Raw genomic sequence first — 14,586 nt, forward strand, 5'->3', positions numbered from 1 at the left:
GTGCCGGGCATCTGACTTCGCCCGCGCACGACTGGCTGCAGAAATACCCCTCATCAGGCAAGGCCCCTGTGTGCAGACAGAGACCGGACTTGCACCCGGAGGCACCGAACTTCGTGCAGTCCTCGCCGACCTCCATCGAGGCGGACTCAGCCAGCGCCGTGCGGTGCTCGGCCAGGACAGGCGAGGGATCGGAGGTGGGGGCCGGCTGCTCCGAGGAACACGCCAGCACGCCTGCCATGAGTCCACCCAGAAGCCATGGGGACAGAGGCCACACACACCCAAGAGATTTCAAGACGCCTTCCCGGTCGATGACAAACCTGGGGCGTCAATGATTGAACTGTCCCCCAGTCAACATGGCGGCATAGATTGCCAATGACCTTCATGTCAAGGTCATGGGCAGTCGCCCTCAATGCCTGACACACCTCAGTGCGTCAGCGACGGCGCGCCGATGATGCGGTGGACCACGGCGAGGAGCTGATCGATGTCGAAGGGCTTGGGCAGGAAGCCCGCGCACGGCAGGTGCTGCCAGAACTCCGGCGGGCTGGCGCTCATCATCACCACCGGGACGTCGCGCAGGAGCGGGTCCTTCTGCATGGACTCCAGCACGCCCGGCCCGTTGAGCACCGGCATCATGTAGTCGAGCAGCACCATCGCCGGACGCTCCTGCCCCATCCGGTCCAGGGCCTCGCGGCCATTGAGCGCGGTGACGGTGCGGTAGCCTTCATCGGACAAGAGGTCGCGAACGGCCTCCACGATGCCGAACTCGTCGTCGACGATGAGGACGGGCCCCATGGTCACGTGCCTCGGCGCTTGCGGACGTTCCGGCGCGGCTTCGACGGGGTGGCCCTGGCGGTGGACGAGGTGCCCGCGCGCGGCTTGCGGCGCGGCTTCGACATGGGGGTCGCCTCCGGAGTCCGCGTGCGCGCGAGCCCCGTCATCAACATCTGCCCTTCCGCCAGGGGCTTGCCCACCTTGATCCCCTGGCCGGTGATCTCCAGCTCACGCAGGGCGGCATCGTAGTCGCTGTTGCGCACCTTGAGCACCGCGACGAAGCGGCGCAGCCCGGAGTGCAGCTCCACCAGGCGCAGGAACAGGATGTTCTCCGCCACCATGGAGATGCCCTTGAGCGGGAACTTCACCTCCGGCCCGAAGGCGGAGGTGGCTTCCGCGGTGTAGACGAGCGTCACCTCGCGCACGCGGCATTCATTGACGAGCGCCGCCAGGAAGCGGGCCACCCGCGCCTGGCGCGTGGAGGCACGGCGGAGCGCTTCGTAGCCGTCCAGGAAGAGGCGGCGCACCCGGCCGCTGCGGACGATGGTCAGCAGCTCCGTGCCCAGCTTGTCGAGCATGTTCTCCGTGGGCGGCCGGAAGCTCACCTCCAGGTCCCCGCGCTCCATCAGGGGCTGCAGGTGCAAGGCCACGCCCGCCGCCTGCGCGAGCATCCGCTCCGGCGCGTCGTAGAAGGCGAAGTAGTGGCCGCGCTCCCCCTGGCGCGCACCTTCCGCCAGGAAGCTCAGGCCCAGCAGCGTCTTGCCGCTGCCCGGAGGCCCCAGGAGGATGGTGGTGGAGCCCGCGGGCACACCGCCCTTGAGCATCGTGTCCAGGCCGGTCACGCCGAAGCCGTCGCGCTCGCTCTTCCCCGCCCCGGGCACCAGGTTGCCGTCCACCATCGATTCCAGGCGGGGGTAGACGGTGAGCCCGTCGCCGGTGATTTCAAAGCCGTGCTGCCCCATCTTGTACGCGCTGCCCCGGAACTTGCGCACGCTCAGCTCGCGCAGGGTGCGTACGCCGAAGGTGCGCTGCTGGAGCACCAGCAGGCCGTCCACCATGGTGTGCTCCGCGCGAAGGCCCTTCTCGCCCCCGGTGGTGAGCACGATCGTGGTGCAGCCGATGAGGCCCGTCACGACCTGGAGGCCGTGGATGAACTTCTTGAGCGCCTGCCGCGACGGCGCCAGCTCCTCCGCCGCCAGCAGCCCGTCCAGCACGAGCAGCGAGGCCTTGTGCGACTTGATCTCCTTGCGCACCAGCTCCGCGAGCGCTTCCAACCCGCCCTGCTCCAGGATGGTGAAGGCGCTCAGGTAGCTGATCTTCCCGGGCACGCAGGCCGGGTCGAAGAACGACAGCGTCTGCAGGTTGCTCACCAGCTCCGTGTGCGACTCGGCCAGGAGCGTGAGGTAGAGGACCTGGTGGCCCTGGGCCGCCTGATGGAAGCAGATCTGGTTGGCGAGGATGGTCTTGCCCGCCCCCGGCAGGCCCAGGACCATGTACATGCGTCCCCTGCGCAGGCCTCCGCACAGCACGGTGTCCATGCCGGGAATGCCGGTGGACAGCCGCTGCTCTTCACGTGGACCGCCCGGGGACATCGCACGCTTCCTTCCTGGGCGCCGCGCGCCAAGCCGGGCCGTGTAGGACGGACCCGGGGTGACTCCATAGTCCAGACAATCCTGGAGGGATCAACAATCTGGGACGCGTGCGTTCCTGGACAACACCCTGCGCTGCCCTGGTCCGTTGGCTGCTCAGCGGCCGGCGGGGGTTTCCGCCTCCGGGAGGGGGCCCGCGCTCCCCGTCAGCGGCTTGAGCGTCGCGCGCAGGGCCAAGATCTGGTCGCGCGCCTGGGTCTTGAGCGTCTCCACGTCGTCCATCGTCATCCCCTTCGTGGAGATGGGTGTGCCCACCGTCACCAGCCCGCGCGACGTGGCGAAGCGCCACGAGTGCTTGGGCAGCGCGAGCCGCGTGCCGCTCACCGCCAGGGGCAGCACGTCCGCCTGCATCTCGATGGCGAGCCGGAAGGCGCCGTCCTTGAACGGCAGCAGCTCATCCGTCTTGGAGCGCGTGCCCTCCGGGAAGATCATCACCGGCATCCCCTTGAGCATCCACTGCTTGCAGCGCGCCATGGCACCGGTGGCCGAGTCGCGGTCGCCGCGCTCCACCGGGACGTCGCCCGCGATGCTCATCATCCAGCCCACCACGGGCACCTTGAAGAGGCTCCTCTTGCCCAGCCACTTCATCTCCCACGGCAGGTAGGAGATGAGGAAGCAATCCGCGTTGGACTCGTGGTTGCTCACCACCACCGTGTTGGCGGCCACGCGGTCCGGCACCGGGCCGTGCACGCCGAAGCGCCAGAAGGGCGTGAGCTTCGCGGCGGTGACGCCCACCAGGCGGAAGCAGCGGCCCACCACGTACTTGCGCTTGTCGAACAGGAACGTGGTGATGAGCAGCGCGAGCTGGACGAAGAAGCCCACCAGGGCCACGAGGCCCACCTCGACCCAGGTCCAGATGGAGAGCAGTGCGTTCATGAGGGGTATGCCTTGGGCATGAGTGGGTTCAGGTAAGGACCGAGGGATCCAGGTCCACGCTCACGGGGCAGTGATCCGACCCGTGGACATCCGGATGCACGGCGGCCTTGCGCACGTAGCCGAGCGCCGCCGGGGTGGCCAACACGTAGTCGATGCGCCAGCCGATGTTCTTCTCGCGCACGCCGGCGCGCTGGCTCCACCAGGAGTAGTGACCGCCCGCGGAGTTGAAGTGGCGGAAGGTGTCCACCCAGCCCGCGCGGATCCACCGGTCGAACTCCTCGCGCTCCTCCGGGCGGAAGCCGCTCGTCTCGCGGTTCTCGCGCGGGCGCGCCAGGTCGATGTCCCGGTGGGCGGTGTTGAAGTCGCCCATCACCAGGACGCGCTCACGGTCGCGCAGCGGCTTCTCCAGGCGCGCGAAGAGGCGGCGGTAGAAGTCCAGCTTGAAGGGGATGCGGGAGAGGTCCCGGTCCTTCCCGTTGCCGTTGGGGAAGTAGCCGTTGACGACGGTCAGCTTGCCGAAGCGGGCGAACTGGAGGCGGCCCTCCGCGTCCAGCTCCGGCGCGTCCAGGGTGGTGGTGAGCTCTTCCGGTTCGTGGCGGCTGAAGAGGCCCACGCCGCTGTAACCGGGGCGCTCCGCGGCCACGAAGTGGGTCTTCCAACGGCGGGGGGCACGAACCTCCGCGGGGAGCTGCTCCACGCGGGCGCGCACCTCCTGCAGCCCCACGATGTCCGCCCGGGCCTTGGACAGCCACGGGAGGAAGCCCTTGCGGTGGATGGAGCGCAGACCGTTGACGTTCCAGGAGACGACTCGCACGCCCCCGCTTATGGCGAAAGCGCGCGGGTATTTCCAGCCCCCACCGTTCCTGGAGGGACGGTGGGGGCCGGTCATTCACTGCTCAGTGCGTCAAGGGACTTCCGTGCCGCTCGCCTTGTTCTGCGGGCCGCGCGTGGTGCGGATGATGAAGTCCGCGCTGTTCACGTTGGTGTCGTAGCTGTTGCCCTTCGCCGCGTCCGCGCCGCTGCCTTCCATGGTCGCGGCCGACGCGCCGGCGTTGGCCTTGCGCTCGTAGCTGCCGGCGGTGGCAGGAGCCCCGCTGACGGGGCTGTTGCCTTCGGCGGCGTTCGCCGTGCCGCCGAAGCCCAGCGTGTCCACCGCGTTGGTGTCGCCCGGGGTGGTGCCCATCGCAGCGGGGCCGATGCGGACATGGCCCGCGGTGGCGCTCATGGCGAAGACCGTGCCCCAGCTGCTGTCGGCGGTGACGGTGCCCGCGTAGCCGCTGGAGGTCAGCAGGTAGAAGCCGTGGGCCGCGATGCGCGCGGTGGAAGGCAGCGTGTAGGTGCCGGAGTAGGAGGGGCCGGTGGCGCTCTTGTACTGGAGCTTCCAGCCACCGATGTTCACCTCCGCGTTCGTCGGATTGTAGAGCTCCACGAACTCATCGCCCGCACCGGCCGGGCCCCCACCGGCGACCTCGCTGATGACGACGTGGTTCGTCGTGGGGCCGGCGGTGACCTGCGCCTGGGCGGACACGGACTGGCCGTTGAGCGTGGCCACGATGGTGCCCGTCGAACCGGACGCGCCCGCGGTGAAGGTGAACTTCGCGGAGATTTCGTTGGCCGGCACCGTCACGGTGGCCGGCACGGTGCCCACGTTGCCCGTGGTGGACAGCGCCACGGTCGTGGCCGCCGCGGCCGGGATGTCCAGCGTCACGGTGACGTTCGCCGTCTGACCGGCGGACAGGGACACCGTCTCCGGGGACAGGTACGCCAGCGAGGCCGCCTCGGTCGCACCGAGCACGCGCACCGTGGCGGTGCGCGAGTCCCCACCCAGCGTGGCCGTCAGCGTCGCCTTGGCCGAACCCGCCGCCTCGTCCGCCGTCACGACCACCGGCGCCGAGCGCGAACCCGCCGGCACCGTCACCTGGCCGCCATTGGCCACGACCACCGAGGGGCTGGACGAGGAGACCTGGACCACGACAGCCGTGGTGGCCTCGGCGCTCAGCGTGACCTCGAGCGGCTCCGGAATCGTCTCACCCGTGGTGCCCGAGCGCGCGAAGACCGCGGCCGGCTCCAGCGCGCTGAGCGTCACCGCGGTGCCCGCGTCAGTGCCCGTGCCCGCGTCGGTACCCGTGCCCGCGTCCGGAGCCGGGCCCGCGTCGATGGCGCCGCCGTCCGTCTCCGTGCCCGCGTCGGTACCCGTGCCCGCGTCCGTCTCCGTGCCCGCGTCGGTGCCCGTGCCCGCGTCAGTACCCGTGCCCGCGTCGGTGCCCGTGCCCGCGTCCGTCTCCGTGCCCGCGTCGGTGCCCGTGCCCGCGTCAGTACCCGTGCCCGCGTCAGTACCCGTGCCCGCGTCAGTGCCCGTGCCCGCGTCAGTGCCCGTGCCCGCGTCAGTGCCGGTGCCCGCGTCAGTGCCAGTGCCCGCGTCAGTCCCCGTGCCCGCGTCGACCGTGCCGGCGTCCGTCTCGGTGCCCGCGTCAGTCGTCGTGCCGGCGTCGGTCTCCGTGCCCGCGTCGATGGTGCCCGCGTCCGTCTCAGTACCGGCGTCCGTCTCAGTACCGGCGTCCGTCTCAGTACCGGCGTCCGTCTCCGTGCCCGCGTCAGTGCCCGCGTCGGTGTTGGTGCCCGCGTCGGTCGTGGGCGTGGTCACCTGACAGCTGTTGTTGCAGCGATCGCCTTCCGTGCGATTGCCGTCGTCGCACGCTTCGCCGCTCTCGATGATGCCGTTGCCGCAGACAGGGTTCTTGTCGTCATCACCACCGCACGCCGACAACACCAACAGCACCGCTGATAAAGGGACCAGCAGGTGCCGGGAAGACCAGGACATGGAGACTCCGTGTTGAGTACTGAGCCCCCCTGCAAACCACAAAATTACAGGCCGACGCAAACGCCGCCCGGTGACTTCTGGCTCACACCATGGGAACCCGCCAGGTCACCGATTTCTCAGGACCTGACAGCACGGGTGGGTCACCAGAACCGCCGCGGTTTCAGCGTGGAGTCACGGGGGTTTGCGTGGAGGTCGAAGCCTCCAATCCATGAGCATCCAGGAAGCCCCGAACGCGCTGCGCGATCTCCGTCCCGGCCTCCAGAAGCCCCGCGTGGCCGGCGTCATCCACCTGGAGCCAGTCGGCCTGGGGCAGCGCGCGGTGCAGCCGCTGCACTTCCGACAGGGGCACGAGGACGTCATCGGTCGCGGCGATGATCAGCACGGGCACCCGGATGGACGGCAGGACGTCCCAGGCGTGGCCCTCCGTGAGGCCTCGCAGCGTGCGCCAATAGGCCTGCGCGCTCATGTGGTAGAGCGCATCCAGGAACTCGGCGATGTCCTCTCGCGGAGCCCGGGCCCGCAGCGCGCCCACGGCCCGGGCCAGCGGATCCGCCAGCGGGCTGGCGATGAAGGCCTTCACCGCGGGAGCCACCACCGGCACCCAGGGCGTTCCGGCGGCCAGGACCCCCTTCGCGGCGGACAGCGCGGCGCGGGAGCTCCAGCGCGGATCCGCCGAACCCGGCACGCCCGCCGTCCCCGCGATGAGCGTCATGGACGGCACCAGGTCCGGGCGCCGGCGATACAGCTCCAGCAGGATGCGCACGCCCATGGAGAAGGCGATGTGGTGCGGTGGCCGGCCGTCGCCGCGTGCCATGGCCGCCTCGGTGACGCGCTCCAGGTCGTCCACGTGCACCTGCACGCGGTAGTCCCCGTCGCGCGACTCCTCGCTCATGCCGTGCCCGCGGTAGTCCCAGTGCACCACGCGGTGGTCCTGCTCCAGGTCCGCGACGAGGTGACGCCAGAAGTTCTCCGACGTGCCGATGCCGTTGGTCAGCAGCACCGTGGGGCGGCCCGCGAGCAGCGCGTCGCGGCCTTCCTCCGGCATGCCCGAGCTGTGGGTGTGGACCGCCACCCGGGTGCCATCCGGGGCGGAGACGAGGTGCGTGGCGCGGAGATAGGGCATCCACGCCCACCATGCGGCCGGGCAGGCACGGGCGCAAGGGCGGACGGCCCCTCCCGCGGGCGCGCCCTCCCCCGCCCGCACGACCGGGCTGGACGCGCACGGGCCTCCACGCAATGGTGCAACGGATGCTCAGCGTGGAGGCGGAAGGGTTGGACGTGGCGGCCGTGCTCGCCCACTACGAGGCGCACGGCTTCGCGCACCTGGGCCGCGTGCTGGACGACGCGGGCGTGGAGGCCCTGCGCGAGCGGGCGGACGACCTGATGCTCGGCCGCGTGGTGTATCCGGGGATGTTCTTCCAGCCGGATGCCACCACCGGACGCTACGAGGACGCGCCGCTGGGGCTGGGCTGGCAGGGGCCGTCCCTGGAGTACCGCAAGCTGGAGAAGCTGGAGAAGGATCCGCGCTTCCTCGCGTGGCTGGAGAACCCGCTGTTCGAGCGGATCACCCGCGCGCGCATCCCCGGCGACATCGTCCTGTACCGCGCCATCCTCTTCCACAAGGGGCCCGCGGGCGGCAGCAACCTGCCCTTCCACCAGGACGGCGGAAAGCTGTGGGGCCTCACGCGAGAGCCGGACCTCCAAATCTGGACCGCGCTGGACGACGCGCCGGAGGGCGGCGGCTGTCTGGAGGTCATCCCCGGCAGCCACCGCGCCGGACTGGTGACGGCGCTGGGTGGCGTGATTCCCCCGGACCGCGTGGAGGCGGCGGACGTGGAGGCCCACGTGGTGTCCCTGCCGGTGCGGGCCGGGGAGGCGCTGCTCGTGCACAACCACGTCTGGCACCGCTCCGGACGCGGCAGGCCCGGCCAGCGGCGGCGCGCGTTCTCCGCCTGCTACATGAGCGCGGACACCACCTGCGTGCGCAAGAAGAAGGCCCCGCGCGTCTTTCCTCCGGTGTTCCGCCACCCGGTGCGCGGCGGCTGAAAGGCCCTATCATCCGGGGCGTGTCCGGACACCCTGGAGTCCTCGTCGCCGAGCAGCCCCACTACCTGCCGTGGGTGGACTTCTACGAGCAGGTGGCGCGCGCCGGCACGCTGGTGGTGCTGGATGACGTGCAGTGGCTCCGGCGGGGCTGGCAGCGCCGCACGCGCGTCGCCCTGCCCCACGGCGTGCCCACGCCGCCCCCGTCCGAACCGGGCTTCCAGTGGCTGTCCATCCCGCTGGAGGATCCGCACCGCGACACGCGCATCCGCGACCTGGCGGTGGACTCAAGCCAGCCCTGGGCGCGCAAGCACCTGCAGGCGCTGGTGACGCTCTACGGAGGCAGGCCCCACTTCCGCGCGCAGGTGCTGCCGCTGCTGGAGCCCTTCTACGACACCGCCGCGCGTGAGTCCGGACCGGGGTCGCTCTTGCGCGTGCTGCTGTCCAGCATGGCGCTGTTCCATGCACCGCTGGGCCTCACGCCGAACCTGGTGTGTTCGTCCACGCTGGAGCGCCGGGGCGAGGACAAGACGCAGCGGCTGGTGGAGTACTGCCTCCAGACGGGCGCGCACACGTACTACTCGGGGACGGGCTCCACGGTGTACCTGAAGCCCGAGCGCTTCCGCGAGGTGGACGTGCGCCTCTTGTGGCAGCGCTTCCGTCACCCGGACTACGCGCAGGGACGCGAGGGGCGCTTCGTGACGGGGCTGTCCATCGTCGACGTGCTGGCCAACGTGCCCGTGGAGACGGTGCGCACGTGGCTCCAGCCGTCGCCGTGGGGGCCGTTCGCGGGGGACGGCCCCCAGCCGCTTCAGCCGGCGGACGCGGAGGTGGGCGCGGAGCCCGCGGGCTTGTCGAAGCGCACGAAGTAGCTGCGCACGGCGGCGTCCAGTAGCGCGGGGTCCAGGCGCGGCGGCTGGCCCTGGTAGTTCGCCATGTCGATGACCTGATCCAACAGGTCGCGAGGCTGGCACGCGGCGAAGGGCCGGTGGTTCGGGCGGTAGTGCTCGTCGATGAGGTAGTCCACGGCGCGCGCGTCGTAGGGCACGCCGCGCTTCTTGCACATCACCTGGAAGATCTCGTGGAACTGCTCCTCGTCCGGGCGCCGCACCTCCAGCTTGTAGCGGACGCGGCGCAGGAAGGCGTCGTCCACGAGGTCGCTCGGGTCCAGGTTCGTGGAGAACGCGGCGAACACGTCGAAGGGCACCTGGATCTTCTTGCCGGTGTGGAGCGTGAGGATGTCCACGTCGCTCTCCAGCGGGACGATCCACCGGTTGAGCAGCTCCTTGGGGGACACCTTCTGCCGGCCGAAGTCGTCGATGAGGAGCATCCCGTTCGACGCCTTCATCTGGAACGGGGCCTCGTAGTACTTCACCTCCGGGGTGTAGACGAGGTCGAGCATCTCCAGCGTGAGCTCACCGCCCACCACCACGAGCGGACGGCGGCAGCGCACCCAGCGGCGGTCGTACGAAGGCGCGCCGGGTTCGTCCTCCACCGCGCGGTGGATGTTCGCGTCGAACATCTTCACCACGAAGTCGTCGATGAGCAGCGCGTGGGGGACGAAGATGTCCCCCTCGTAGCAGTTGACCATGCCCTGGCAGATGGCCGTCTTGCCGTTGCCCGGGGGGCCGTAGAAGAAGATGGCGCGCCCGGAGTTCATCGCCGGACCGATGCCGTCGAAGATGTAGTCGCGGATGATCAGGTCGCCGAACTTGTCCTGCATGCGATGGCGGGTGATGCGGTTGCCGCGCACGGTCTGCAGCTTCACGGCGGCGGCCCATTCGTTGAACGGCACGGGCGCAGGACCGTTGTAGCGGTTGCGGTCCAGGATCTGCCGCAGCACGTCCGTCACGAAGGTCGTGAGCTGGTAGATCATCGTGGAGCGGCCCACGCCGGATCCGCCACCGCCACGGATGTCGATGTACTTCTGCCGGCGCAGGCCTTCGATGACCTCGTCCACCAGCGCGCTGGGCAGTTGCAGGCGCGTGGCCACGTCCATGCCGCGCATCTCGCCCGCGAAGAAGATGGCCTTGAGGACCAGCTCCTCCACGAAGGTCGCGTTGAGGCCGGCCTCCTGGAGCGTCTTGGGCTGCGCGGGCCAGAAGCGGTTCGTCGAGGAGGCGTCCGAGCCCTCGGTGCGCCGGACGCCGCGCCGCTCCGGACCGGCGTAGCCCTGCGGAGGGGCCGCGGCGGCGCTGCGGCGGTCGGGGCCACCGGGAGGGCTGCTCGGGCCGCGGCGCTCCGCTTCCGGGGGGCCGCGGCGCTCCGGGCCGGGGCCCGCGCGGCGTTCGGATTCCTGAGGAGAGGCGAAGGACGCCCCACCGCGCCGGTCACCTGCATCCGCGGGAGGTTGAGGCGGGCCGGGGGGCGCGGTGCGCCGCTCCGTCTGCACGTCCAGCATCTCCTCGCTGAAGGGCGGCGGCGCGCCCGGCGGGGCCACTCCCGCGGACTGCGCGGGCGGCACGCGGGGGCGCGGCATCGGATCGAAGATGACGGACGGCAGCGGCGCGGACTGAGCGGCCCTGGAGCGGGTGGGCTCCGGAGGCTGCTGTCCGCCGAGCGGCACCCCATTCGCGATGGGCGAGCGCGGACGGGGAGGCGTCGCCAGGACGGGGCTCGCCGCCGCGGCGGGCGTCTCCAGGGGGGTGATGTTGCGATTCAGGTCCTGCTCGGCGTCGAGGGAAGACGGACCTGGGCCAGGTGGGGGCCTGCGGGAGAAGTCGGTCATCACGGCTCCGGCGGAGGGGGAGGTCACTCTACCCCACCGTCGTGTCAGCGGTGTTAACTTCGGGCCATGAGCTTCTTCCAGGCGCCCCCCGGTCTAGGCAACCAGTACGACGACGACGCGTTCCTGCAGGGCTACCTCGCACGTACCCTGCCGGAGGAAATGTTCCGCTCACTCCAGGATGACTTTCGCGAGCTGGGGGAGCTGGGAGGCAAGTACTTCTTCGAGTTCCAGCAGCGCGACCGGCTGAACGAGCCCGTCCTCACGCAGTGGAGCCCGTGGGGTCAGCGCATCGACCACATCGAGGTGTCGCCGCTGTGGAAGGAAGCGGAGGCGCTGACGGCGAAGAAGGGCCTGGTCGCGGTGGCGTACGAGCAGAAGAATGGCGCGCTCAGCCGCGTGCACCAGTTCGCGCTGAACTACCTGGTGCAGCCGTCGCTGGACGTCTATTCGTGTCCGCTGGCGATGACGGACGGCGCGGCGCGGTCGCTCCTGTCCCTGGGCAACCAGGCGCTCATCGACCACGCCCTGCCCCGCCTGACGTCGCGCGATCCGGCGACGTTCTGGACGTCGGGCCAGTGGATGACGGAGCGCACGGGCGGCTCGGACGTGGGGCTGACGCTGACGGAGGCGCGGCAGTCCCCCGAGGGCTGGCGGCTGCACGGCACGAAGTGGTTCACGTCCGCGACGACGGCGCAGATGGCGCTGACGCTGGCGCGGCCCACGGGCAATGGCCCCGGCGGCAAGGGTCTGGCCCTCTTCTTCGTGGAGACGCGGGACGCGAAGGGCCAGCTCAATGGCATCCAGATCAACCGGCTGAAGGACAAGTTCGGGACGCGCAAGGTGCCCACGGCGGAGTTGACGCTGGACGGGACGCTGGCGGTGCCGGTGGCGGGGCTGACGGACGGCATCCGCAACATGGCGATGATGCTGAACGTGACGCGCACCTGGAACGCGATGGGCGCGACGTGGAGCATGCGCCGCGCGCTGGCGCTGGCGCACGATTACGCGAAGCGCCGGGTGCAGTTCGGCGCGCCGCTGTCGGAGAAGCCGCTGCACGTGGACACGCTGGCGGGGCTGGAGGCGGAGTTCCAGGCGGGCTTCCTGCTGGCGTTCCGCGGTGTGGAGCTGCTGGGCAAGCTGGAGACGCGCACGGCGACGGAGCAGGAGCAGTTGCTGCAGCGGCTGGTGACGCCGCTGGCGAAGCTGACCACGGGCCGGCAGGTGGTGCACATCACGTCGGAGGTGACGGAGTCCTTCGGCGGCGCGGGCTACGTGGAGGACACGGGCCTGCCGCGCATCCAGGCCGACGCGCAGGTGCTGTCCATCTGGGAGGGCACGACGAACGTGCTGTCGCTGGATTCGCTGCGCGCGCTGGCGAAGGAAGGCACGCTGGAGGCGTTCTTCCACGAGGTGGAGGGCCGGCTGTCGAAGGTGTCGGACGCGGGCCTGCGGCCGTGCGTGCAGACGGCGCACGACGCGCTGGAGCACGCGCGGGCCTGGGTGTCCGGCGCGATGGCGAACCCCACCACGATGGAGGCCGGGGCGCGGCGCTTCTCGCTGACGCTGGGACGCACGCTGGAGCTGGCGCTCTTGAGCGAGCACGCGCAGTGGTGCCTGGAGCACGGGCACGGGCCGCGCAGCCGGGCGGCGGCGCGCCGGTTCCGGCAGAACGGCGTGGACCTCATCAAGGACGAAATCGACCTGGATGATTCGCGGCTCCTGGGCTGAAGCCTCGCGACAGGTGCATGTGGCTGGCGCCCCCGTTAAGAAGCGGGCGCCATGTCCGTCCTGAGTCCCGAGCAGAGCCAGCGCTTCGCCACCGATGGGTATCTCGTCCTGCCGTCCTTCGTGGAGAGCGGGACGTGTGAGCGGATGCGGGCCGTCATCCAGGAGCAGCTCGCGTCCGGTGACGGCCCGGTGGAGTACGAGGCCGACGTGGCCTACCCGGGTTCCCCGGCGAGCCTGACGGATGAAGGCGGCCGGACGGTGCGGCGGTTGTTGAAGGCCCATGGACGCTCGCCCCTGTTCGCGGCGTGGTTCGACGACGCGCGGATGGCGGAGGCGCTGGGGCAGTTGCTGGACGGGCCGGTGGTGCAGGCGCGGGCGCATCACAACTGCGTGATGACGAAGCAGCCGCGCTTCTCCTCGGACACGGGATGGCACCAGGACGTGCGCTACTGGTCCTTCACGAAGCCGGAGCTGATCTCCACCTGGTTGGCATTGGGCACGGAGACGCCGGAGAACGGCGGACTGAAGGTGCTGCCCGGAACGCACCGGATGAAGTTCGAGCCGGAGCGCTACGACGCGAAGCTGTTCCTGCGGCCGGAGCTTCCGGAGAACGCGGCGCTCATGGATGGCGCGAAGTACGTGCGGCTGTCCCCCGGGGACGTGCTGCTCTTCCACGCGCGGCTGTTCCACGCGGCGAGCCGGAACCACACGACGGACACGAAGTACTCCGTGGTGGCCACGTACCGCAGGACGGACAACCAGCCCGTCACGGGCTCACGTTCCGCGAGGGATTGAGGGCTGTATTTGAAAAGGAATGAGGATGCCGCGTCCGGACAAAGAAAGACGCGGCATCAGGTCCGACGGAACTACTTCGCGGCCTGCGTGAGGGCGTCTTCCACGTAGCGGACGCCCTTCGCGGTGATGGCCTTGCCCTTCTTGGTGTCCTGGGCGTAGCCCGCGTGCAGGCGCAGGGCCTTGGCGGCGTTCGGGGCGGCGTACGTCACGCCCAGGCCGCTCCAGAAGCGCGACGTCGTTCCGGACGTCACTTCCACGTCCAGCGCCTTCGCCAGGTACAGCGGGATCAGCGACCGCAGGAGCTGGTCCTTCTCCTTGCCGGCGGTGACCAGGTCCTTCTGGCGCGCGTGGCTCCGCAGCGCGGCTTCCAGCACCGACACCGCGTCCTCGCTCGCGGTCCCGGACGTGGCCGCCTTCTTCGCGGCGGGCGCCTTCTTCGCGGCGCTCTTCTTGCGCGCGGGCGCGGCCTTCTTCGCGGCCGGGGCCTTCTTCGCGGCGCTCTTCTTGCCCGCGGCCTTCTTCGCCTTGGGCGCCGTCTTGCGGCGGGCTGCCTGAGCCAGTTCCATACGCCCCTCGAAGGGAATCTCCACCACCGTCGCGTCCACCTGGCGCTCCGGCATCGCGTTGCGCAGAGACTCGATCACCTCATGCACGGACGCGCGCGGAGGCTCCGAGTGCACCGGGCGGGAGACGCGGGTCTGCTGCGGCTCGCTCACGGGCGGCTTGCCCTGCGCGTAGTACCGCACCCAATCGCTCGCCTCCTCCACCACTTCCGACAGGCCTACGCGATCGAGCAGCGACCCCAACCACCGAAGACTGTTGCGCACTTGGAGAACCCTCCCGTTCTGATCCACGCTACTACACTCCGGACAGACGCAACCTATATCGCTAGCAATACGGGTTGTTCCATGCCCCCGTGGGTCTTCTAAACCCTGTACCCGCGGATCACAGGAACAGACGTGCAGATGTAGCGCGATGTTCCTCCGCTTCACTGACGCACGGACACCACGCTGCGCGTCTTCACGTTCGTCACCTTCCCCGAGCGCTCCAGCATCCCCTCCCCCACGAGGAACAGCGCGCCGTGGATCTCCTGCCTGCACCGCGCATACACGTCCGAGGGCACCACCAGGTTCGCGATCCCCGTCTCGTCCTCCAACGAGATGAAGCAGATCCCC

General features: G+C 70.1%; 13 protein-coding genes. 4 read left to right on the forward strand and 9 right to left on the reverse strand.

What is annotated here, in order from left to right; genetic code table 11:
• Nucleotides 1–423: 423 nt before the first annotated feature.
• The 6 genes from D7X32_RS16735 to D7X32_RS16760 form a co-directional block, all read right to left on the reverse strand.
• Nucleotides 424–792: a response regulator gene (locus tag D7X32_RS16735; RefSeq protein ID WP_120603550.1), complete on the reverse strand. Its 369-nt coding sequence runs from the start codon at nt 790–792 to the stop codon at nt 424–426.
• A 2-nt stretch (nt 793–794) separates the two neighbouring features.
• The gene (locus D7X32_RS16740; protein ID WP_120603551.1) at nt 795–2,363 is read right to left on the reverse strand and encodes an ATPase domain-containing protein; all 1,569 of its coding nucleotides are present in this window, start codon (nt 2,361–2,363) and stop codon (nt 795–797) included.
• Nucleotides 2,364–2,516: 153 nt separating this feature from the next.
• The gene (locus tag D7X32_RS16745; protein ID WP_120603552.1) at nt 2,517–3,296 is read right to left on the reverse strand and encodes a lysophospholipid acyltransferase family protein; all 780 of its coding nucleotides are present in this window, start codon (nt 3,294–3,296) and stop codon (nt 2,517–2,519) included.
• A gap of 28 nt (nt 3,297–3,324) precedes the next feature.
• Complete coding sequence (locus D7X32_RS16750) at nt 3,325–4,110, reverse strand: exodeoxyribonuclease III (protein ID WP_120603553.1); 786 nt, start codon at nt 4,108–4,110, stop codon at nt 3,325–3,327.
• A gap of 90 nt (nt 4,111–4,200) precedes the next feature.
• Nucleotides 4,201–6,117, reverse strand: a complete 1,917-nt coding sequence (locus D7X32_RS16755; RefSeq protein ID WP_120603554.1) for a lamin tail domain-containing protein — start codon at nt 6,115–6,117, stop codon at nt 4,201–4,203.
• A gap of 160 nt (nt 6,118–6,277) precedes the next feature.
• Nucleotides 6,278–7,240 carry an alpha/beta fold hydrolase gene (locus tag D7X32_RS16760; RefSeq protein WP_120603555.1) on the reverse strand — a complete coding sequence of 321 codons (963 nt, stop codon included), beginning with the start codon at nt 7,238–7,240 and terminating at the stop codon, nt 6,278–6,280.
• 125 nt (nt 7,241–7,365) lie between these two features.
• Between D7X32_RS16760 and D7X32_RS16765 the strand changes: the two genes are divergently transcribed.
• The gene (locus tag D7X32_RS16765) at nt 7,366–8,163 is read left to right on the forward strand and encodes a phytanoyl-CoA dioxygenase family protein (RefSeq protein WP_120603556.1); all 798 of its coding nucleotides are present in this window, start codon (nt 7,366–7,368) and stop codon (nt 8,161–8,163) included.
• A 20-nt stretch (nt 8,164–8,183) separates the two neighbouring features.
• Nucleotides 8,184–9,032, forward strand: a complete 849-nt coding sequence (locus tag D7X32_RS16770; protein WP_120603557.1) for a WbqC family protein — start codon at nt 8,184–8,186, stop codon at nt 9,030–9,032.
• Here the strand turns inward: D7X32_RS16770 and D7X32_RS16775 are convergent.
• Nucleotides 8,972–10,888 carry a DUF8689 domain-containing protein gene (locus D7X32_RS16775; protein WP_120603558.1) on the reverse strand — a complete coding sequence of 639 codons (1,917 nt, stop codon included), beginning with the start codon at nt 10,886–10,888 and terminating at the stop codon, nt 8,972–8,974. The genes D7X32_RS16770 and D7X32_RS16775 overlap by 61 nt on opposite strands.
• Before the next feature lie 66 nt (nt 10,889–10,954).
• On the opposite strand from D7X32_RS16775, the gene D7X32_RS16780 reads away from it, so the two are divergent.
• On the forward strand, nt 10,955–12,616 hold the full coding sequence (locus D7X32_RS16780) for an acyl-CoA dehydrogenase family protein (protein ID WP_120603559.1): 1,662 nt from the start codon (nt 10,955–10,957) through the stop codon (nt 12,614–12,616).
• Between the two features lie 51 nt (nt 12,617–12,667).
• On the forward strand, nt 12,668–13,411 hold the full coding sequence (locus tag D7X32_RS16785; protein WP_120603560.1) for a phytanoyl-CoA dioxygenase family protein: 744 nt from the start codon (nt 12,668–12,670) through the stop codon (nt 13,409–13,411).
• 71 nt (nt 13,412–13,482) lie between these two features.
• Here the strand turns inward: D7X32_RS16785 and D7X32_RS16790 are convergent, their stop codons facing one another.
• Nucleotides 13,483–14,238: a hypothetical protein gene (locus D7X32_RS16790; RefSeq protein WP_244239042.1), complete on the reverse strand. Its 756-nt coding sequence runs from the start codon at nt 14,236–14,238 to the stop codon at nt 13,483–13,485.
• A 161-nt stretch (nt 14,239–14,399) separates the two neighbouring features.
• The coding region (locus D7X32_RS16795) for a hypothetical protein (RefSeq protein ID WP_147450176.1) at nt 14,400–14,586 on the reverse strand (187 nt) is incomplete at its 5' end.

Origin of the sequence: Corallococcus carmarthensis (assembly GCF_003611695.1) — a bacterium.
In the GTDB taxonomy this organism is placed as follows: domain Bacteria; phylum Myxococcota; class Myxococcia; order Myxococcales; family Myxococcaceae; genus Corallococcus; species Corallococcus carmarthensis.

Bases quoted from the DNA above. Each gene is read 5' to 3' on its own strand.
- D7X32_RS16760 (WP_120603555.1), bottom strand. From the start codon at position 7,240: ATGCCCTATCTCCGCGCCACGCACCTCGTCTCCGCCCCGGATGGCACC.
- D7X32_RS16755 (WP_120603554.1), bottom strand. From the start codon at position 6,117: ATGTCCTGGTCTTCCCGGCACCTGCTGGTCCCTTTATCAGCGGTGCTG.
- D7X32_RS16775 (WP_120603558.1), bottom strand. From the start codon at position 10,888: ATGACCGACTTCTCCCGCAGGCCCCCACCTGGCCCAGGTCCGTCTTCC.
- D7X32_RS16780 (WP_120603559.1), top strand. From the start codon at position 10,955: ATGAGCTTCTTCCAGGCGCCCCCCGGTCTAGGCAACCAGTACGACGAC.
- D7X32_RS16765 (WP_120603556.1), top strand. From the start codon at position 7,366: ATGCTCAGCGTGGAGGCGGAAGGGTTGGACGTGGCGGCCGTGCTCGCC.
- D7X32_RS16745 (WP_120603552.1), bottom strand. From the start codon at position 3,296: ATGAACGCACTGCTCTCCATCTGGACCTGGGTCGAGGTGGGCCTCGTG.
- D7X32_RS16785 (WP_120603560.1), top strand. From the start codon at position 12,668: ATGTCCGTCCTGAGTCCCGAGCAGAGCCAGCGCTTCGCCACCGATGGG.
- D7X32_RS16735 (WP_120603550.1), bottom strand. From the start codon at position 792: ATGGGGCCCGTCCTCATCGTCGACGACGAGTTCGGCATCGTGGAGGCC.
- D7X32_RS16740 (WP_120603551.1), bottom strand. From the start codon at position 2,363: ATGTCCCCGGGCGGTCCACGTGAAGAGCAGCGGCTGTCCACCGGCATT.